General features: G+C 49.3%; 20 protein-coding genes, 1 pseudogene and 1 riboswitch. Of the genes and pseudogenes, 7 read left to right on the top strand and 14 right to left on the bottom strand.

Annotated elements, in window-relative coordinates; all coding sequences use genetic code 11:
• Positions 1-1,993, top strand: a 1,993-nt coding sequence (gene acnA / locus L696_RS0100705) for an aconitate hydratase AcnA (protein ID WP_025681930.1), incomplete at its 5' end; no start/stop codon positions are given.
• A 75-nt stretch (positions 1,994-2,068) separates the two neighbouring features.
• Here acnA and L696_RS0100700 read toward each other — a convergent pair.
• From L696_RS0100700 to L696_RS0100685, 3 genes are all read right to left on the bottom strand, one after another.
• Positions 2,069-2,416 carry a DUF1648 domain-containing protein gene (locus L696_RS0100700; protein ID WP_025681929.1) on the bottom strand — a complete coding sequence of 116 codons (348 nt, stop codon included), beginning with the start codon at positions 2,414-2,416 and terminating at the stop codon, positions 2,069-2,071.
• A gap of 45 nt (positions 2,417-2,461) precedes the next feature.
• Entirely contained in the window at positions 2,462-3,106 is a 645-nt protein-coding gene (locus L696_RS0100695; protein WP_025681928.1) for an SdpI family protein, read from the bottom strand.
• A 162-nt stretch (positions 3,107-3,268) separates the two neighbouring features.
• The gene (locus L696_RS0100685) at positions 3,269-4,105 is read right to left on the bottom strand and encodes a YitT family protein (RefSeq protein WP_025681927.1); all 837 of its coding nucleotides are present in this window, start codon (positions 4,103-4,105) and stop codon (positions 3,269-3,271) included.
• 485 nt (positions 4,106-4,590) lie between these two features.
• Here L696_RS0100685 and L696_RS31100 point away from each other — a divergent pair, with 485 nt between their 5' ends.
• Positions 4,591-4,743: a hypothetical protein gene (locus L696_RS31100; protein WP_162833901.1), complete on the top strand. Its 153-nt coding sequence runs from the start codon at positions 4,591-4,593 to the stop codon at positions 4,741-4,743.
• Between the two features lie 117 nt (positions 4,744-4,860).
• Here L696_RS31100 and thiC read toward each other — a convergent pair whose 3' ends face one another.
• Together thiC and L696_RS0100670 are read right to left on the bottom strand one after the other, a co-directional pair.
• Entirely contained in the window at positions 4,861-6,648 is a 1,788-nt protein-coding gene (gene thiC / locus L696_RS0100675) for a phosphomethylpyrimidine synthase ThiC (RefSeq protein ID WP_025681926.1), read from the bottom strand.
• A 183-nt stretch (positions 6,649-6,831) separates the two neighbouring features.
• Positions 6,832-6,945: riboswitch (TPP riboswitch) on the bottom strand.
• A 152-nt stretch (positions 6,946-7,097) separates the two neighbouring features.
• Positions 7,098-7,841: an IclR family transcriptional regulator gene (locus L696_RS0100670; protein ID WP_025681925.1), complete on the bottom strand. Its 744-nt coding sequence runs from the start codon at positions 7,839-7,841 to the stop codon at positions 7,098-7,100.
• A 299-nt stretch (positions 7,842-8,140) separates the two neighbouring features.
• Between L696_RS0100670 and L696_RS0100665 the strand changes: the two genes are divergently transcribed.
• Positions 8,141-9,178 carry an alpha/beta hydrolase gene (locus L696_RS0100665; protein WP_025681924.1) on the top strand — a complete coding sequence of 346 codons (1,038 nt, stop codon included), beginning with the start codon at positions 8,141-8,143 and terminating at the stop codon, positions 9,176-9,178.
• A 254-nt stretch (positions 9,179-9,432) separates the two neighbouring features.
• Positions 9,433-10,833: a Fe-Mn family superoxide dismutase gene (locus tag L696_RS0100660; RefSeq protein WP_025681923.1), complete on the top strand. Its 1,401-nt coding sequence runs from the start codon at positions 9,433-9,435 to the stop codon at positions 10,831-10,833.
• Between the two features lie 34 nt (positions 10,834-10,867).
• Here L696_RS0100660 and L696_RS0100655 read toward each other — a convergent pair whose 3' ends face one another.
• From L696_RS0100655 to L696_RS0100625, 7 genes are all read right to left on the bottom strand, one after another.
• Positions 10,868-11,713, bottom strand: coding sequence for a lipoate--protein ligase family protein (locus tag L696_RS0100655; protein WP_025681922.1), 846 nt, complete (start codon positions 11,711-11,713; stop codon positions 10,868-10,870).
• Positions 11,714-11,836: 123 nt separating this feature from the next.
• Complete coding sequence (gene folE / locus L696_RS0100650; RefSeq protein ID WP_025681921.1) at positions 11,837-12,430, bottom strand: GTP cyclohydrolase I FolE; 594 nt, start codon at positions 12,428-12,430, stop codon at positions 11,837-11,839.
• A gap of 54 nt (positions 12,431-12,484) precedes the next feature.
• Complete coding sequence (locus L696_RS0100645; RefSeq protein WP_025681920.1) at positions 12,485-12,739, bottom strand: YneF family protein; 255 nt, start codon at positions 12,737-12,739, stop codon at positions 12,485-12,487.
• Positions 12,740-12,846: 107 nt separating this feature from the next.
• On the bottom strand, positions 12,847-14,580 hold the full coding sequence (queG, locus tag L696_RS0100640) for a tRNA epoxyqueuosine(34) reductase QueG (RefSeq protein ID WP_025681919.1): 1,734 nt from the start codon (positions 14,578-14,580) through the stop codon (positions 12,847-12,849).
• Between the two features lie 89 nt (positions 14,581-14,669).
• The gene (rnhA, locus tag L696_RS0100635) at positions 14,670-15,107 is read right to left on the bottom strand and encodes a ribonuclease HI (protein WP_025681918.1); all 438 of its coding nucleotides are present in this window, start codon (positions 15,105-15,107) and stop codon (positions 14,670-14,672) included.
• Positions 15,108-15,176: 69 nt separating this feature from the next.
• On the bottom strand, positions 15,177-15,773 hold the full coding sequence (gene lepB, locus L696_RS0100630; RefSeq protein ID WP_025681917.1) for a signal peptidase I: 597 nt from the start codon (positions 15,771-15,773) through the stop codon (positions 15,177-15,179).
• Positions 15,774-15,903: 130 nt separating this feature from the next.
• Complete coding sequence (locus L696_RS0100625) at positions 15,904-16,329, bottom strand: GNAT family N-acetyltransferase (RefSeq protein WP_025681916.1); 426 nt, start codon at positions 16,327-16,329, stop codon at positions 15,904-15,906.
• Positions 16,330-16,849: 520 nt separating this feature from the next.
• Between L696_RS0100625 and L696_RS0100620 the strand changes: the two genes are divergently transcribed.
• Complete coding sequence (locus L696_RS0100620) at positions 16,850-17,464, top strand: superoxide dismutase (protein WP_025681915.1); 615 nt, start codon at positions 16,850-16,852, stop codon at positions 17,462-17,464.
• A gap of 212 nt (positions 17,465-17,676) precedes the next feature.
• Positions 17,677-18,168 carry a DinB family protein gene (locus L696_RS0100615; protein WP_025681914.1) on the top strand — a complete coding sequence of 164 codons (492 nt, stop codon included), beginning with the start codon at positions 17,677-17,679 and terminating at the stop codon, positions 18,166-18,168.
• Positions 18,169-18,268: 100 nt separating this feature from the next.
• Here the strand turns inward: L696_RS0100615 and L696_RS0100610 are convergent, their stop codons facing one another.
• A complete protein-coding gene (locus L696_RS0100610) occupies positions 18,269-19,147 on the bottom strand; it encodes an AraC family transcriptional regulator (protein ID WP_025681913.1) in 879 nt (292 codons plus the stop codon).
• A 284-nt stretch (positions 19,148-19,431) separates the two neighbouring features.
• On the opposite strand from L696_RS0100610, the gene yiaY reads away from it, so the two are divergent.
• A complete protein-coding gene (yiaY, locus tag L696_RS0100605) occupies positions 19,432-20,586 on the top strand; it encodes an L-threonine dehydrogenase (protein ID WP_025681912.1) in 1,155 nt (384 codons plus the stop codon).
• 138 nt (positions 20,587-20,724) lie between these two features.
• Here the strand turns inward: yiaY and L696_RS31660 are convergent.
• Positions 20,725-20,896: pseudogene (locus L696_RS31660) on the bottom strand (A/G-specific adenine glycosylase); the annotation flags it as partial.

The following is a 20,896-nucleotide window of genomic DNA, read 5'->3' as shown; positions in this document are numbered from 1 at the left end:
CCAGCCGCTGTATTTTGTTACACCGGATGTTATCGGCTTCAAGCTGACAGGCAGTCTGACGGAAGGCTCTACCGCCACCGATCTGGCACTCACTGTAACCCAAATGCTGCGTAAAAAAGGCGTGGTCGGCAAATTCGTGGAATTTTACGGACCCGGCCTGGCTAACATCAGCTTGGCTGACCGTGCAACGGTTGCCAATATGGCACCGGAATACGGCGCAACGGTTGGCTTCTTCCCGGTCGATGCGGAAACGCTGGCCTACTTGCGCAGCACCGGACGTTCTGATGAGCAAGTGAGTCTTGTTGAGGAATATTACAAAGCGCAAGGCATGTTCCGCACATCCGACACGCCGGACCCTGTGTTCAGCGATACGATTGAGCTGGATCTGGCTTCGGTTGTACCAAGTCTCGCGGGTCCCAAACGTCCGCAAGACCGTGTTGAGCTTAGCCGCATGAAGGAAACCTTTGAAGGCATTATCCGTACCCCTGTGGACAAAGGCGGCTACGGACTGAGTGATGAAAAGATCGCGCAGAAGATTCCGCTGACCCACCCGGACGGCTCCACCAGCGAGCTGGGTACTGGCGCAGTCGTGATTGCGGCTATCACAAGCTGCACAAACACCTCCAACCCTAGCGTTATGCTGGGCGCAGGCTTGCTCGCCAAAAAGGCAGTACAACGCGGGCTCAAAAAGCCGGGCTATGTGAAAACCAGCTTGACGCCGGGCTCCCTTGTCGTGACGGAATACCTGCAAAAAGCTGGGCTGATCGGTCCGCTGGAAGCACTCGGCTTCCATGTGGCAGGCTACGGCTGCGCGACCTGTATCGGTAACTCCGGACCACTTCCTGACGAAGTGAGTCAAGCCATCACAGACCACGATTTGACCGTTGGCGCAGTCATTTCCGGCAACCGGAACTTTGAGGGCCGCGTGCATGCACAAGTCAAAGCCAACTATCTCGGTTCACCGCCACTGGTTGTTGCTTATGCGCTGGCAGGTACGGTGAACATTGATTTGGTGAATGATCCGCTCGGTTACGATCAGGACAATCAGCCGGTCTACCTGAAAGATATCTGGCCAACTTCCGAGGAAATTAAGGAAGCGATCAGCCTGTCTCTCAGCCCGGATATGTTCCGTCGTAAATATGAGAATGTATTTACTGCCAACGAAAAATGGAACTCCATTCCGGTTCCTGAAGGCGAACTGTATGAATGGGATGAAAAATCAACTTATATTCAAAATCCACCATTCTTTGAAAAGCTTCAGGATGGCGTGCAGGATATCAAGGAAATTCGTAATGCCCGTGTGCTTGCCCTGCTGAACGATTCCGTCACAACGGATCATATCTCACCAGCAGGCAACATCGCCCCTTCCAGCCCGGCAGGACTGTACTTGAAGGAGCATGGCGTAGAGCGCAAGGACTTCAACTCCTACGGCTCCCGTCGTGGTAACCACGAGGTCATGATGCGCGGTACATTCGCCAACATTCGTATCCGCAACAACGTAGCTCCCGGCACCGAGGGCGGCGTGACCAAATACTTGCCGACGGATGAGGAAATGTCCATCTACGATGCATCTATGAAATATCAGGCAGCCGATCAAAACCTGATCGTTATTGCGGGCAAGGAATACGGTACAGGCAGTTCCCGAGACTGGGCGGCTAAAGGCACGCTTCTGCTGGGCGTCAAAGCCGTTATTGCAGAAAGCTTCGAGCGGATTCACCGCAGTAACCTGGTCGGCATGGGCGTGCTTCCACTGCAATTCCAGGAAGGCCACGGCTGGTCCAGCCTGGGTCTGAACGGTCGTGAAACGTTTGACATTCTCGGCATCGACAATGACGTGAAGCCGGGTCAAGAGCTTACCGTTGTGGCCAAACGCGAGGATGGCACGAAGTTCGAGTTCCCGGTAACTGCCCGTCTGGACAGCACCGTCGATATCGACTACTACCATAACGGTGGCATTCTGCAAACCGTATTGCGTCAAATGATTCAAGAATAAAGAGTGAATGAATAATAAAAATCCCCTTCAAAATGCAGTGAAAACTGCAAATTGAGAGGGGATTTTTTACATGCTTCAAGCCTTTAAAAGAAAACATATGCCTATGATTGAGAACACAAGGGTTATAAGAAGTGTGAAGAGACCAGGTAGACTTTCCATGATTACAGAGCCTTCTTCGCTCTTGAACTGACGACTGAGATAGGGTTGGAATATAAGCATAATAATAAAAGATATCAGACTAATTCCACACAACAACCATACCTCAGGAGAAGATTTGTCAACAAAACGGTCAGCCACATCATTGAAATTGTAGTGGATTGCTACATTTCTGGGCATGGTCGGATACATGAAAAGGTAGATGATGAAAGGCAAAGCAGAAATAAGAAAGGACAATACATTACAAATATTCAATCTATTTCGCATGGAAGTTCTCCTTTAGAGTTAAAATCCATTTATATCATACATTTATCAGCAGTCTATATTTTTATACCTATTGCTTAGAAGGAGAGAAATAATCAAACTAATGATCGTTGGTAAAAAAGAAGCGCACACCATATATACATTAACTTGTAGCCCTAAGCCTATAGCGATCCCGATCCCTATTAAGCCAAAGGCAATCCAAATATAAGCTGAGATGCGATGCGTTTCCTTCCAGGCGCTTTCATTCGAAAGCAGCCACGGGAACTTTAAACCGATTAAACGGTTAGGTGTTACTGTAGTAAACGACAACCCCACTGCTAAATGTAATATAGCCGATAAAAATAAAGTTATGTTTAATGTGCTGAACAGAAGCTTGCCTGAATATTTCAGCATGAGAGCAAGGTAAATCAGATCGAGTACAATAAACACACTTGCACAAATCTTACGATAAGAAGCTAACATTGGTTCAGAAATGGAGTCTTTATGTTTTGAATACCTTGGATGCAATACTACGATAGCAAAGGTAATAATCATAGTAACTAATGGAAAATACAACAATGCTATACGATACTTCGCAGAATTAAATGAAGAAGAGAACATAGCAAAATTCAAAACATGCAGCACGATAAAGAAAATAGATACGTGCGTCCACGGCTTTTTCAATTCTTCTTTTACATCATAATTACTCTCCATCGCACCAAACCCTCCATATAACAGGAATTGAGTGATTCCTCTTCATTATGCATATTTTACAAAACCAAAAATGAAATAAATATCACAAAAACAAAAAAAGCCGCCCCCTCAGGACCGACTTCCAACCATTTTTGCATATAATCTCACCTTTATTCCCACCAGCTACTTCGAAATATCCAGAAAGCCTTCTCCGAACACGTCTCGCACGTCATGAATCGTGATAAACGCCGCTGTGTCGATAGCCTTCACAATCTTTTTAAGCGCCGACACCTCTTGTTTACTAATGACGATATACAGAACTTCTTTCGGGTTTTTCGTGTAATATCCGTGGCCTGACAGGACGGTAACTCCCCGATCCATTTGCGTAATGACCATCTCCGCAATTTTATCTTGATGCTCCGAAATGATCATGACCGCTTTCTTCGGGTTCAGTCCTTCAATCATGAAATCCATAACCTTCGTACCGACATACAAAATAACGATAGTCAGCATAAGCTTTTCCGGGCCAATAATAAAATAGGACGAAAACGCAACAATCAGATCAAAAAACAGCAAGCCATAGCTGATGTTCCAATCCAGATATTTGTTGGCGATCCGGGCCAAAATGACCGTTCCTGCTGTTGTACCGCCCACCCGCACGATCAAACCAATTCCGATACCCACCAAAACCCCAGCAAATACGGCATTAATCGTCGGCTCATGTGAATCAATCCGCCAGTTGGCCGTTAAATGTAAAAACAGCGAGTTAAAAGCAACCGCAATCACAGTGTACAGGGTTGTTCTCTTGTCCAAAAATTTATATCCGACAATCAGCAGCAAGCCATTGATCACCAGATTGACGATCGAAGGGGACCACTGAAACAGGTAGTACAAAATAATCGTGACCCCTGTAACGCCCCCCTCGCCAAACTCATTCGGGATAACAAACAGATTAACAGCCAGCGCGAAAAAAAATGCACCCAGAATAATAAATGCGATGTCTGCAATACTTTTTTTCATATATGTCCTGGTCCTTTCTCAAACATTTCAACGAATGAATCGCCAGATGGATTGGCTGATTCTAATAGCTAAAACACGCTTACAACCAGTTCATGGTATCCACTCCCAAACATAAAGTCAATACAACTTTGACACTTTAATTCGCCACCAGACTGACTTCATATTGACTTATATAGGGGTATTCGACAAAAAAACACAATCCCGACTACTAAACTAAGAAAACGGGCCTCTGGCCCTTGTTTTGGAACTAGGCACATTTCCCCTCAAAATGACCATCCGCCTAATCCGAATTTTGAACACGCATGACCATTTTCCTGTTTTATGTCAAAAACGTTTTAATTTGAAAAAATGCGTTTATAATGATTGAAACATTACCAAGCGGTCTACCCGGTATTACGACATCAAGTACATACGAATAGTCCTATACAGACGTCCTAAGCAACTCAATCTGAATTTGACAAAATGGAATTGGAGGAGCAACCCACATGAATACAATAAATTTAACTGTACACACCTTGATGCCTTTCCATCACCAATACCAACGTGCCAACGCGGTGAATATGCAGAAGAAAGAAGACAGCTCGGAGAAGAAGCTTAGCTTTCAGGACATTTTGAATGAGAAAATGGGTAAAAAATAAAGCCGCCGTTTATCCGGCTGCATGATCTCGCTTTACATAAGCTAAAAAGCCGTGGTTCCTACATCATCTGTAGAGAACCACGGCTTTTGTTATTCATACGTTCATAAGTTTAAGGATTTACTGCCCGGCATCCCGATACTGCTCTGCCTTCTCACGCATCCCGGCGGCTACCGCTTCTTCGGTATTCAGCCCCTTATCCGCCGCATAGGCGCGTATGTCCTGCGTGATACGCATACTGCAAAACTTGGGACCGCACATCGAGCAAAAGTGTGCCTCCTTGGCTCCCTCTGCTGGCAGTGTCTCATCATGGTAGGACAAGGCCCGCTCAGGGTCGAGCGACAGATTGAACTGGTCGCGCCAGCGGAATTCAAAGCGGGCCTTGGACAAAGCATCGTCCCGCTGCTGCGCCCGTGGATGACCCTTCGCCAGATCGGCAGCATGTGCCGCAATTTTGTACGTAATAACACCTTCACGAACGTCATCCTTATTCGGCAGACCCAAATGCTCCTTCGGCGTAACATAGCACAGCATGGACGTCCCGAACCAACCGATCATCGCTGCCCCGATAGCCGAAGTAATATGATCATAGCCAGGTGCAATATCCGTCGTGAGCGGTCCCAGTGTATAAAAGGGAGCTTCCTTGCAAATCTCCATTTGCAGGTCCACATTCTCCTTGATTTTGTGCATCGGGACATGTCCCGGCCCTTCAATCATAACCTGAACATCATGCTTCCAGGCAATTTGCGTTAGCTCGCCCAATGTATCCAGCTCAGCAAACTGTGCTTCATCATTCGCATCATAGATACTGCCTGGACGCAGACCGTCTCCGAGGGAAAAGGCCACATCGTAGGCTTTCATAATTTCGCATATTTCTTCAAAATGCGTGTACAAAAAGTTCTCCTGATGGTGCGCAAGACACCAAGCAGCCATGATCGACCCTCCACGGGACACAATTCCCGTCATTCTGCTTGCCGTCATTGGAATATACCGCAGCAGCACGCCCGCATGAATTGTAAAATAGTCCACGCCCTGCTCCGCCTGCTCAATCAGCGTGTCACGATACAGCTCCCACGTTAGCGCCTCAGCTTCGCCGTTCACTTTTTCAAGCGCCTGATACAGCGGTACAGTCCCAATCGGCACAGGAGAGTTACGGATGATCCATTCACGTGTCGTATGGATGTTACGGCCTGTGGACAGGTCCATGACCGTATCCGACCCCCAGCGTACAGCCCAGGTCATTTTCTCCACTTCCTCCTCGATGGAGGACGTAACCGCAGAATTACCAATGTTCGCATTAATCTTCACGTGAAAATGACGCCCGATCACCATCGGCTCACTTTCCGGGTGATTGATATTCGAAGGCAAAATGGCTCGTCCTGCCGCCAACTCCTGCCGCACAAACTCAGGCTCCACCCCTTCGCGGATGGCCGCAAATTCCATTTCGGGCGTAATGATCCCTTGCCGCGCATAATGCATTTGCGTTACACTACGCCCTTGCCGCGCACGGAGCGGACGGTTGGTTACGCCGGGAAATTCAGCCGTCTCCCGTTTGGAGCCGGGCTTCAATCCGTTATCCTCCGGCTTGACGGCGCGCCCCTCGTAAGCCTCCACATCGCCTCGTTCCAGTGCCCAAGCTCGCCGCAATGGAGGCAAGCCCTTACGGATATCGACCTGATAGGCTTCGTCGGTCATGGGACCGCTCGTATCGTACACACGTAACGGCTCATGATGCTCCGTGCCCTGCGGCGTATGTGTGGGATGCAGGGCGATTTCACGCTCCGGCACGGCAATGTCCGGCCGCGAGCCTTGAATATAAACCTTGCGGCTCCCCGGAAATGGCTTCACCCCTCCTGTCTGTTCATCCACTGCGTTCTCTACTGTTCCTTCTGTTTCTGTCGGTTTCATTGTCCATTCCTCCCGTTTCGATGAAATGACACACCGATCCGGAACCATCCCCAGGCTGGCTATCTATGCAAAAAAGCCGGTTCCCCAGGGGAACCGGCTAATCTAACGAAACAGCTATGCAGACGGCTACGCACGCGGAAACATACTCCGATGCATTGCCGTAGACAGCGGCTACGTAAACATTTCAATGGCCGATTACTTCCCTACGCTGGTATGATCCAGATCAGGTGCAAAGGGTCCGGAATCTAGTGCGATTCCCATCTCAGCCCGGCATTACAGGCTCCCCCAGTAACTCTGTTAATTCTGTTCGCATGAGGCGGCTATAACGGACAGCCCGCCATCCCCATCAGATTACTTCAAATTTACGGCTTTGGCAACCCTTCTCCGGTCCCTTTTTCCAAGATCGCCTTCAAAATTTGCTCTGATCGCCTCATTACTCTCAATTCTTGTTACGGAAGCATAAGCCCCATTTCCTTCGCCGCCTCCATCAAAATCGGGGCAAAATCATGCAGCGTCTCGGGAGCTAGTCGGCTGACCGGGCCGGATACAGACAAGGCCGCAGCGACCTGTCCCTTCCGATTCACGATAGGCGCAGCTACAGCAGCAGCGCCCGGCTCCCGCTCCTCATAGCTGGTCGCATAGCCCTTCTCACGAATATCCTGCAATTGAGCCTTATAGACCTCCGGGTCTACCGAGGGCGGCCATTCATCCCCGCTTAGCAAGGCTTCCAACTCCTGCGGCGGCATAAAGGCCGCCAGCACCTTGCTGGAGGCTCCTACAGCCAGCGGCATGCTTGCACCCACTGGCGCAACGCGGCGGATCGCCTGATTGCTCTGCACGGCCTGAATACGAATACGCATGCTGCCATCGCGCAGGTACAAGCTGACCGTTTCGCCCAGACGATCACGCAATCCTTCCATCGCTGGCTGTAGCAGTATCGCCGGCTCGTCGCTTTGCGACAAATGGGTGGACAGCTCCCATATCCGGATGCCAAGCCGATATTTTTCCGTTGCGGCATTCCGAACGACAAAGCCGCGATCCTCCAGCGTGGTCAACAGCCGATGGACGGTACTTTTATGTAAACCAATTTTGGAAGCAATCTCTGTCAGGCCCAGATCGGAATCTCCGGTAAAACACATCAGTATATCAAGCGCACGCTCCACGGCGCGAACGGTTAATTTACGGTCTTCCATTATGAACCGCTCCTCTTTGTCCCATATTCGTTTCACACCATGAAACATGGTTACATAAATTATATAGAATAGTCGCGGCTACTGTAAACTAATGTTTTTGTGACAGCCATATTACAGAACGAGAACAAACATCGACAATTCTTTGCATCATTTTTACTTTTCCGGTTCAGCCGTTGACTTTGGATAACACGCATCATACGATAATAGGTATCTATACGGACATAAACTATCATTTTCAAGTGGAATTGTACCTAGAATTCTATGAAGCGAAGTTCATTTTTATAGAAGGAGGCTCTTACATGATTTCGACATCCCAGCGCAGCTCTCAGTTACAGCATGTTGTCCAGGAGCCGTCCACCCCACTGATCAACCCCCGTCTGCTGCGGTTCAAGCACGTTGTCATTGCCCTGCTGCTGTCGGTCGTATTCTTTCTGTTGTTTTGCTTTATTGCCCTGCATGCCTATATCGCATGGGTACTGACGAATCCAACCGTCGCGCCACTATACTCGAACCCGATGCAGGCCAAAGGTATGCCCTACGAGGAAGTCAGCTTCCCCGCCAAGGACGGTAGTCGGATGGTGCAGGGCTGGTATATCCCGGCAGATCAATCGAAGAAAACGATTATTTTCAGCCACGGTTATGGGGCCAATCGCGAAGAAAGCTGGATTCCGATGTATGATCTGGCGCATTATGCCCACCGTTTGAATTTTAACGTTGTCATGTTCGATTACGGATTCGCATCACAAAACAGCAAAGCTGTCGCAACCGGAGGCAAAGCGGAATCCCAGCAGCTTCTTGGGGCGATCCAGCTTGCGAAGCAACGCGGCTCCTCGGAGATTATCGTATGGGGCTTCTCGATGGGGGCAGGAACCGCCCTTCAGGCGGGCTTGCAAACCAAGGATGTGGACGCCATGATTTTGGACAGCACCTTCCTGCTGGAGCCGGATACGCTGTACCATAACATTCATAATCAAATTAATCTGCCGCGCCATCCGTCTCTGGAAATTCTGGAGCTGCTGTTTCCAGTCTTGAACGGTACCAGCCTGCATCAGATTCCATATCAGGAGGTCAAAACGGAAAACTATCCGTTCCCGATCATGTTCGTACATGGGACACAGGATGAAAAGGCTCCTTACCCGATTGCGGAAAAGCTCGCTGCCAATCAAACCAACCCGCTTTCCAGTGTATGGATTGTCAAAAACGGGTTGCATGAGCTTATTTTCAGGGAGCATCCACGTGAGTATTTGCGGCGGGTATCGACGTTTTTAAGCGGTGTACAAGAGTTGGAGGACAAGAAAACTATCGCTAATGCCAGTAAACAAACGACTACGCAGTAATGGTTCTATTTTAGTAGCCATACTCCTTTCAACCTGGAGAAGCCCGTCTGTGGACACTTAACCCGTGCCGCAGCGTGGCTTCTTTTTTGCATCCAACTATGTATCCATTGCCCCACATTACATATCGCGCCGGAGCCGGGGAGTTTGTAGACATATTCCCGATGAGACGGCGAATATACTGGGTACGTATGCATCCGGGTCAGGTTCTTGGGACCAGCCCGGATAGCCATAGTGGGATACGGGAGGTACAAACGATGCTGAGTACTTACGGGTCTTTCCTGCCCTTACGTGTGCTGGAGGAAATCCGGCATTGGAAGCAGCAGGAAAGCTGGCATGTGGAAGTGATTAAGTCCGCTACAGAGGGCCTGGAGCCTGCTTACGTGCGGCTGTTGGATGACTGGAGGACGATATTCGAACAGACGGAACGCACCGCTATAGAGCTGCTAGAAGAGCAGCGAAGCGCCCTCGATCCGGCAGATCAGGCGTGGCATCGTCAATGGGAGCAAACGTCGGCGGCTGCACAAGCACAAGCCAGGCAATCGGGGCAGTCGAGAGATTTGGGGTCAGGGTCAGCGCCAGAAGCGTTACAATCGACTGAGGCAACGGCAGGAGTGACATCAGATTCACAGCCTGTCTCACAAGAGCTGAATCGTCGTCTGGACGAATTGCTGCAAACCGCAAACCGCCAGTCACAGGAGTATGTACGGCAGCTCAGTCTGCTGACCGAGCACAGCCATGCGTTACGGCAGCAGCCGAAATCCACCGGAGTTGTGCTGCACGCAGCACATGAGAGTCAGTATTTCCTGATCTCCACCAATCCCTTTCAGGAGCCCGGCTCCATTGCGCGGGCCACTGCATTGTATCATGTGGCGGCAGAGGGTGAGGATTACCCCGAGGATGCGCTGCGAGAGCGGCAGACAGGGCAGACAGGCGGCACGAGGTGGGAAGGACCGTGGGCGAACAAAGACAAAGGCGTCCAGTCAAGCCAGACAGAGCCTTCGGCTACGGAAAAAACCTCCCCCGGCCGACCTGTTCCCATCGGGGGACATCGTTTACCGCCGCTCCCATATCCCTATAATGCACTTGAACCGTACATTGATGAAAAAACGATGCGTATCCACCATGACAAGCATCATCTAAGCTATGTGAATGATTTAAACAAAGCGGAGAAAAAGCTGGAGGAAGCCCGGAAAACGGGTGATTTTGACCTTGTGAAGCATTGGGAACGCGAGCTGGCGTTTAACGGGGCAGGCCATTATCTGCACACGCTTTTCTGGACGATCATGAGTCCTCAAGGCGGTGGAACACCAAGCGGGCCGCTGGCGGAGCAGATCAAAAAGGACTTTGGCAGCTATGAGGCATTCAAGAAGCAATTCAGCTCAGCAGCTGAGAAGGTCGAGGGGAACGGCTGGGCTATCCTGACGTGGAGTCCACGTGCAGGACGGCTTGAAATTTTGCAGGCCGAAAAGCACCAGAACCTGACTCAATGGGAGTCCATTCCGCTGCTGGCGATTGATGTTTGGGAGCATGCCTATTACTTAAAGCATCAGAACGAGCGCAACAAATACATCGAGGACTGGTGGCATGTCGTCAACTGGCCTGAGGTCGAAAAGCGCTACACCCAAGCCTCGAAGCTGAGATGGCAGCCGTTCTAAACCAAGACCCCCTGTACCAAGAACATGCTTCATACTACACCTGCGAATCGTATCGCTCTCTGAGCGCTGCCATTTGCTCCGTCAGTCCCTGCGGCTGTATCAGTGAGCCATCGGCAGGCAAAATCGCCGCCCGACTTTCGACTACACGGCGCAGCGATGCCGTATACGCCTCAACAGACGGCACCCCGGCCAGCTCCGTCAGGCTGCCCATCGTTCCCGGATTCACCTGCGGATAATCCGGTTTCGGCACGCCCGTCGGCGCAGCTCCGGCTGCCTCCGCATAGAACCGCTGCACCGCCTGTGCGCGCTCCGCGCCACTGCCCTCAATCATCACAAAAGCCGTGATGATATAGGCCTTGGCCTGCCGCCGCTGCGCAATGCCGCAAAACTTGCGACCTCGGACGCTGACATCGTAATCGCCAGGACAGAAGGACCCGGCGATTTCCCCGGTCTGCGCCTCGGCGGACCACGGGGCCAGCGCATCGGCAATCAGCCCCGCCATAAGCCGAAAATCTTCATGCAGGCTGATGGCCCGCTGCGGATTCGGCAGGATCAGGGACAGGTTCAATACCCCCCTGTCCAGCATGACGGCCGCTCCGCCCGAGGGACGCACGCATACCGAGGTTCCGGCGTTCCGCACACGCTCCATCGCCTGCGGCGCGTACGGAAGCCTGCGGTCCCGGTGGCCAATCACGAGCGCAGCCGGGTGCCGCCATAGATGCAAAACAGGCGCAGCTCCTTGCCCTACTTGCCGACAGACCAGTTCCTCCCATGCCAGTGGAGACAAAACATCCGTCTGAGTGGTTGCGAGTGGCGCCTCAATCCATTGCAGATCAGGCAAAATCGTCGTTTTGTCTGCTGACATATGTACATTCTCCATACGTTATCCTCCTTCAAAGTAGCTATCCCGTCGTCTCTAATCTGATGTTAACAAAAAAGGGTGGCTACGCCTATGCGTAAACCACCCTTTTTTGTTCATCACATCACCGTCACGCCTGTTCGGTCAATCCTTGAGCAGCGAGAGGAACTCTGCACGCTGTGCAGCATCATCACGAAACGTACCGCGTACCGCAGATGTTACCGTTTTGCTACCAGGCTTTTTGACACCTCTTGCACACATGCACAAGTGTTCGCCTTCCACGACCACCATAACCCCGTGAGCGGAGACCGCTTCATTTAAAATATCAGCGATCTGCGATGTAATGCGCTCCTGCACCTGCAATCGGCGCGTTACAGCCTCCACCAGACGGGCAAGCTTGCTCAGTCCTACAATTTTGCCGCTGGGGACATAGCCGATATGCACTTTTCCGAAGAAAGGAGCCATATGGTGCTCACACTGACTGTAATAGACGATATCCTTCACAATCACAAGCTCCTCGTGATTCTCGTCAAATGTCACACCCAGCGCATCCCGAGGATCAACCTCATAACCCGCAAATATTTCCTCATACATGCGCGCTACGCGTGACGGTGTTTCCAACAACCCTTCACGCTTGGGGTCCTCACCGATCAGTTGTAAAATCTGCTCCACATGGTACTCGATTTTATCCCGGTTATCCGCAGCTTTGCGGTTAATATAATCTTTTACGCCAGCCACAGTAATCCTCCTCTATGCAGCAACCTCATGCGGCATCCGTGCTTATGTTGCTCATTATTTCCGACGGCCCTGATTTTTACGCGGACCAGGCTGATTTTTGGAGAACTGCTGGTTCTTCATCATCTGCTGGGCCTTTTGCATTTGCTTCCCATTCAGGTTGTAACCCATCTGTTTGGCCATTTTTTGCAGCGTATCAGGATCGTTTTGCATCTTTTCAAGCTGTTTGCGAAGATAATAAGCACCGATGAAAAATCCCCCGACCAAACCAACAATCAGGGTAATGATCGGAATGACAATATTCCACACCACGAAGTCGTCACCTCTGTATATTTATATGAAACATCTTGAATTACACACGAACCTATCATAGCAAAACATGGGACAGCTAGCAAATCACATTTTGCAAACATATGTCCTCATTCTTTCTCCAAATCCAGCAGCTTCATCTTGACTGGCAAGCCTCCAGCATAACCGACCAAGCTTCCGTTTTCACCCGATACCCGATGACATGGAAACAGGATGGGTAACGGATTTTTGTTATTTGCTTCCCCGACAGCACGTACCGCCTTGGCTCGGCCGATCGATTCCGCAATATCTTTGTAAGACACACTTTGCCCGTACGGAATATTTTGCAGTGCACGCCATACCTGTTCTTGAAAAGGAGTCCCTCTCAAATCATAGGCTATACTAAATTCCCGTCGTTCTCCCGCAAAATATTCACGCAGTTGATCTGCGGCTTCGCGCAGTTTGTCAGGTTCCTGCACATAGACATATTCCCCAATCCATGTCCGGGCCCATTGCTGAAGCAGTGCTTCCCTCGCATGAAAAACGCCATAGTCTATTCGGCACAGCCCCCGATCCGTAGCGCACAGCGTCAAAGTGCCCACAGGTGTCTCCATTTCATCATAATAAATCGTAGTTGGACCCTGCGAGTCCTCGATCATTAATTCAGAACCCTTTTGCTGTTCTTCCTGCTTTTGTTCCTCCAGTTTGGAATGCGCCTGCGCGATCATTTCGCGTACTTGCTCATGTTGTTCCTTCTCTGATGCTTGCTTGATCGCTGTCATTGCGTTTTTTCCTCCAATTCGGCTCAAAGCCCATGCTGCCGTACCCCGAAGCTCAGGACGCGGATCATCCAACAGAACCTCTGTCAGCTTGGGCACGGCGCTAATATCCTTGAAATTGCCGAGCGCAATAACCGCATTGCGCTGAATCGGCTTCTTTCCCCGCCAGGCTGCCGCACTTTGACCAAATCTCTCTTTGAACTCACGATTGCTCAAATCCAGTAACGGCAGCAGCAATGGCTTCACAATTTCGGGATCGGGTGTAAGCTCGGGATGATGATCCCAGTTAAGACCTCGATTTTTGGGACATACGATTTGGCACGTATCACATCCATACAGCCGATTCCCTATTTTCAGCATAAACTCCTCATCCAGAAAGCCCTTAGTTTGCGTCAAAAAGGACACACACCGCTGGGCATTAAGCTGCCCCGGCCCGACAAGCGCGCCCGTAGGACACGCATCCAAACATTTGGTGCACTCTCCGCAACCATCCGTTACCGGTTCATCTGGCTGAAAAGGAATGTTTGTCAGCAGCTCACCCAGATAAATCCATGATCCCAGCTTCGGTGAAATCATCATCGTGTTTTTGCCGCTAAAGCCAATACCCGCCCGTTCCGCTACGGCCCGGTCCGACAGCTCTCCGGTATCCACCATGTTTTTCATAATCGCGTCGGGAACCCGTTCACCTATAAAAGCCTCCAGCTTTTCCATCGCCTCGCGCAGCACCAAGTGGTAGTCCTTACCCCAGGCGGAACGCGCCAAAATGCCACGGTACTTGCCTTTGTCCGACTTCGGCGGGTCCTTCATTTTGGAAGGATAAGCCACCGCAATGGCAATCAGGGATGCTGGCTGCGAACCGTACAATTCCGGGTAGATCCGTTTATCAATGTCCGGCTCCTCAAAACCGGATTCATAGCCTTTGGCGCGATGCTCTTCCAATATTGCTTTCAGAGACAGAAAGGGATCGGCGGATGCGAACCCGATGGAGTCGATGCCCAGCCCCGGAGCCGCTTCGATAATCTCCTGCTTGAGCGATGCCCAAGTCAAAGCGGTTCCAGCAGCCGTTGGTGTCTGTCCGCGTTGCATCCGATACTCACCTCTCTTTCATATCACTTATATGAGGATTTCTGTAAAATCCCCATATGTTAAATTTCAACAGAATATAGCAGCAGATGCTACCGTAAATTTTTAACAGCGCTGGTCGCCAAGAAATCACAATGATTGTTCAGCTCGTTATCACTGTGACCTTTGACCTTCACATACTCAACCTCATGCTTGCTCATTAGTTCCCACAGTTCTTCCCATAACTCCTTGTTTTCAACTGGCTGATTTTTACTGTTACGCCAGCCGTTACGAAGCCAATTCTTAATCCAGCCCTGTTTGAAGCAGTTTACGACATAGGCGGAGTCACTGTGTACCTTTACATGGCAAGGCTCCTTGAGCAGCTTGAGCGCTTCGATCACGGCCTTGATCTCCATGCGATTGTTTGTCGTCATTTTTTCGGCCCCGGACAACTCCTTGCGATGCTCTCCATATAGTAAAACAACGCCCCAGCCCCCAGGACCGGGATTTCCCGAACAAGCGCCGTCGGTATATACCATCACTTCTTTCATATTTCTCTTCCCTTCCTGATCGGTAAGCGCCTGCCCCGTCATGGTCCTGACGATTGCACACGTTCCCCATTAATTTTCAGCATACAGCCACTTCCACTCGGATAACGGCCAAAATACAAGCTCCGCACGTCCCAGCAAATCCTGAGATTTAATGCTGCCAAAATATCGGCTATCCTTGCTGCCTGCGGCATGTCGGTTATCCCCCATGACAAAAAAGTGCCCCGGCTCCACTGTAAAAGGACCGTAATCACCGTCCTCAATCTCGGAGTCGGTGTAAGGCTCGTTTTGCAGCTTGCCGTTCACATATAGATGATTATGCTCAACCCGGATTACCTCCCCCGGAGTGCCTATGACTCTTTTCACTAAAAATCTCGGACTGGACGGATTGGAGTCGGGATCTTGTAATATCACGATATCACCCCTGCCCGGATCATGAAAATTGTAAACTAGCTTGTTAACGAACAAATGCTGGCTTTCCATCAGCGTCGGCTGCATTGAATGTCCCCTGACCGTAGACAAATTAAACACGAACAGGTTCAGCAGCAGCAAGACGGTCATCGCGATCAGAAGAGTCACCAACCAATCACGTATGTAACTCCAACGACCTGCATGTTTGGACGTTTCCGGCGTAGGAAGCGGGCCTGACGAAGGAGCCCGTGTGTCCATAATAAACCTCCTCAACCCTGTTATAAATAGAAAAGCATATCCCGTACCCGATTGCAACGGTTACTCAGATATGCTCTAAATGGAAATATTAGCTTTGAAAATATTCGATTCTCTTTATATCCATTGCCGATTAATGAGGAGCCAAAATGCTAAGCTTCTGAAAAGTCTGTAAAATCTGGCTTGCCCCGTAGCCCATCGCTTCATACAAAGGCATGGCCGCGCTGTTATGCTTGTCTCCGGCTACCCAGATGCGGCTAACCTTACGTTGCTGAAAACGCTGCTCCATAGACTCGACAAGCGATTTGCCAATTCCCATCCGACGATGATCCGGGTGAATAGCAATACGATAATAACAACCATCATTCTGATCAATCGTGCCGATTAGAGCGCCAACCAACTCTTCATCCTCTTCCGCAACGACGATCAAGCCAGAATCCCACGAAAGCTGACGGGCAAAAGCGCCCACCGTCTCTTTGTAGCACTCCTCAGACAAGGCAATCTGCATGAGTTCCATTACTGGATTCACATCACTCAATTGAAAGGAACGAACGTGCATAAGTAATATCTCCCTTTTCGTAAGCTTAATAAAACAAATTGAGACAGCACCGTCATTTTTACATAAATCCTTAAAGTTCTTGGCATGGTGTTAATCAAAAGGCATTATGATAAAAATACGATCTGCTATATATGAATTGAAGAACAGGAAAAGGGTATATGCCCTCAAGTTCGTCATATCCGCAGACATGACAAGATATAGCAGACGACAAAAAAGCCGAAATTTCTGCTTCCTTGAACATTAAACCACACTTTTAGATGGAATACATCCCTTTTTCTCATGTAAGCGCTGTATATCAAGCGTTTACATTTTAGAGCTGTATAATTTGCCTCTTATTACCTATACACCATGTATTCCAAGCGGGTTTTTGGACATGATAGCTACCAGGTCGTATTGCCCAGTTTGCTATTTTACAAACAAAAATGTTGATAAAATAGGCTGAATGCGGTTTAATATAACTGACGAGGGTATTATTACATAGGAACAACTTACCCAACCATATAACCAGGAGGGATTTACTATGGCATTTCAATTACCAGAACTTCCTTACGCGAAAGACGCACTGGAGCCGCACATTGACGCACTCACAGTAGAAATTCACCATGATCGTCACCATAACACATACGTAACAAACCTGAACGCAGCTCTGGAAAACGCTCCTGAACTGCAAAGCAAAAGTCTGGAGGATCTCATCTCCAATCTGGACAGCGTTCCTGAAAGCATCCGCACTGCGGTTCGCAATAATGGTGGCGGACACCACAACCACAGCCTGTTCTGGGAAGTTATCGGCCCGAACGGCGGCGGACAACCAACTGGCGCCATTGCTGAAGCAATCAGCAACGAGCTGGGCGGCTATGACAAATTCAAAGAAGACTTCACTAAAGCAGCTACAACACGCTTTGGTAGCGGCTGGGCTTGGCTGGTTGTCGGCAAAGACGGCAAACTGGCAATCACTAGCACGCCAAACCAGGATAGCCCGCTGTCCGAAGGTCTGACTCCGGTACTCGGACTGGACGTTTGGGAGCATGCTTACTACCTGAAATATCAAAACAAACGCCCGGATTACATTGCAGCATTCTACAATGTTATCAACTGGGATGAAGTGAACAAACGTTACGCAGCAGCGAAAAAATAAGCCAGTAACAACATCTCTATCCTATAATAAAGGGCTGTCTCAAAAGTAGATTTTCTACGAGTGAGACAGCCCTTTTCAATTTAAATTGGTGCACAAAAGATTCTGTCCATTTGAGCCCTACTGGAGCCGCCAGAGTGAAGCTGAAAAAGGTTTGGCATTCCATGGTAAACTGGTGGAGACGTTTCTTAAATACAATCTCTGGAGGTTCATGGATGCAGACTTTTTTTCGATACAACTGGATGATTCGGGAACAATGGTACCGCTGGTGTGAAGAGGTGCCGCAGGAGGAACTACTGAAAGAACGCGTCGGCGGGGTTGGCGGCATTCTGAAGACGTTGTTTCATGTCGTCGATGTAGAGTGGAGCTGGGTTCAAACGATTCAGGGCAAACCCGACTTTCAGGAGGACTTCTCGCGGTATGATACGCTGGACAAGGTTCGCGAGCTGGATGCGAAGTTTCGAATCGATGTCGAGCCGTTCGTGCTCTCCTGGCATGAAGGTCTGGAACGAAAAAGGTTTGAAGATCACCTCCCGGACGGCAGGATTGTGATTGATGCCTGGGGCGAGGTGATGCGCCATGTCATTGCTCACCAAATCCACCATATTGGGCAGTTGTCCATATGGTCCCGGGAGCTCGGCAAGCCTCCAGTTTCGGCCAATGTAATCGGCAAAGGGCTGATTGAGAGTGATCGTGGTGTTGATTAGCTTTAACGGCGTAAATGTATATCCATGTGAACACGGAGCCGTCCTCAGTAGTTTTTAACTGCTGAGGACGGACTCTTTTACTTTCTGGATATGTTTCACATTAGATAAGAACTGCTTGCCGCTGCACACTCATCTGATACTGCTTGGGCGTAACGCCATACTTCTTTTTAAAAAGTCCAATAAAATAGGAAACACTCTCATAATTCAAATCAAAAGCGACCTCCGTCACGTTTCGGTGCTGGAGCCATTGCTTGGCAAGCTGCATTTTTTGATTCGTTATATAGTCAAGCGGGGTTAATCCTGTTATTTTTTTAAACTGATTCGTGAAATTCGCATGTGACATATTATAGTTATCCGCCAAATCCTTCACATGCCTGATACCGGGCAGTTGTTCCTGAATGTCACGAATCGCGCGAAACACAGGATGCCGATGGTTCGTAAGCAGATTCTGCTCAAGCACCTGCATCTGTAGCAGATGATAGGCCATTTCCTGAGCGCTCAGATCAATCAGGAAATTTTTTCTTTCAGCGGGATGTGTCATATATTGCTTAATCCGCTCCATCGATGCGGTAAGTGAGTCCGCCTTTTCGTTCAGCTCGCAGCGGACCACCGAATGGGTCGGGCAACTCTCCGGGACCTGAAATTCCTCCTCTACCACGTTCCTTAACCGTTCCATCAACTGATCGCTTAATTCAAAGACCAGTGCCTTGGTGTGTTCTTTGATTTTCATTTCAACGCTGGACTGGGGAGGAAGCAGAATAATCTCCTGAGAATCGTATTCAAAATGCTCCGTTTCATTAACTTTGACTTCTTTTCTCCCCTCCAAAATCGTACACAGCTTCAGGCATTCATATGAAGCATATTTCTCGTAATAATTCTCTGGAAGATCATAATACAAAATTCTGATCAGATCGGTTTCATATCCATATTGCAGTTCGCTATAACGATTAAAGTCGCCTAAAGTATTGGAATGTTCCATCCGTTTCACCCTTCAGCATTTTGCATAATTCGATTCCAGTCTCTCATGGATACAATTTATAGACGGACAAGATCATTCCGATCTTTATATTGCTGATTGAAGGCCGCTCCCTGGATTTATGCAAATGCTCCCTTTTAAAAATCACGATATTTTATAATAAAATGCGTTAGTTCCCGCTAATATAGGACAGTATGATAAGGATATAAGGATGGTTGCAAGATCCTTTGATTCTATCATTATACCTTGATTTACCTCAAAATAATAACAAAGGTGGATGCATACTTATGACGGGAACTTCCAAATTCATGATGCCGGGCATGAGTCTTATGGGCTCAGGCGCACTGGCGGATGCAGGTACAGAAATCGGAAAATTGGGCTTTAAAAATGCATTGATCGTAACCGATAAGCCTTTAATTGATATTGGTATTGTGAAAAAAGTAACAAACATGTTGGATAGTCTAAACGTAAAATCCGTCGTATACAGCGGCACGCAGCCGAATCCCACGGTTTCCAATGTCAACGAGGGCATGGAGCTGCTGAACCAATCCGGGTGCGACTTTGTTATTTCGCTCGGAGGCGGGTCACCGCATGATTGTGCCAAGGGAATCGCGCTTTTGGCCTCCAACGGCGGACAGATCAGCGACTACGAAGGCGTGGATAAATCCGGGAAGCCTTCCTTCCCACTGATTGCCATTAACACCACGGCAGGAACGGCTAGTGAAATGACTATGTTTTGTATTATTACGGATGAAGAGCGTCATATCAAAATGGCGATTGTCGACAAGCACACGACACCACTCATTGCCGTCAATGATCCTGATCTGATGATGGCTATGCCCAAATCATTAACTGCCGCAACGGGGATGGATGCGCTCACTCACTCTATTGAAGCTTATGTTTCCACGAATGCCACACCGATCACAGATGCTTGTGCGCTTAAAGCAATTGAGCTGATTCGGGATCATCTAGTCAAAGCCGTCGATGACGGAAATGATGTGGAAGCCCGTAGCCAAATGGCCTACGCCGAATTCCTTGCAGGGATGGCGTTCAATAACGCCGGATTAGGCTTTGTTCACGCCATGGCGCATCAACTGGGTGGCTTCTATAATCTGCCGCACGGGGTCTGTAACGCCATTTTACTGCCGCATGTAGAGCGCTATAATGCCAAGGCTTCCGCCGAACGACTCACCGACATCGCCCGAACACTTGGCGAAAAAACGGACGGTGTTACACCGGAGCAAGGTGCCAACCTCGCCCTGCATGCCATTGAAAAGCTGGCTAAACGGGTCAACATCCCTTCCGGGCTGGAAGAACTCGGCGTCAAGCGTGAAGATTTTGCTGTTCTCGCCGCCAACGCACTCAAGGATGCCTGCGGTGTAACCAATCCGATTCAGCCTACGCAACAAGAAGTGATCGACATTTTTGAACAGGCGATGTAGATAAAGAATTAACCTAAAACCTCAGCTACAACGATGGATAGGTATTTCCTATACGTATCGTTATTTAAATGAGATGTCGGGCTTAATGAAAAAAGAACACAAAAAAACTGCCGGGACTTCTCCCGACAGCTTGGGGACCTACATCAAGGTCCCTTTTTGCTTTACAAAATATTCAGTGATCAGATCGAGGAACACCTTGGGAAACGCCAAGGTGTCCATATCGGCCTCGCTGATCCAGCGGTACCCCGCAGGCAGCGCCGTGCGCGTGTGCTCCGCCTGCTCTGCCAGCGCAATCAACGCCCCCGGCTTC

It is taken from the genome of Paenibacillus maysiensis (assembly GCF_000520815.1).
In the GTDB taxonomy this organism is placed as follows: Bacteria; Bacillota; Bacilli; order Paenibacillales; family Paenibacillaceae; genus Paenibacillus; species Paenibacillus maysiensis.
The sequence above is the reverse complement of the archived record's forward strand: the minus strand, read 5'-3'. Positions and strand labels throughout refer to the sequence as shown.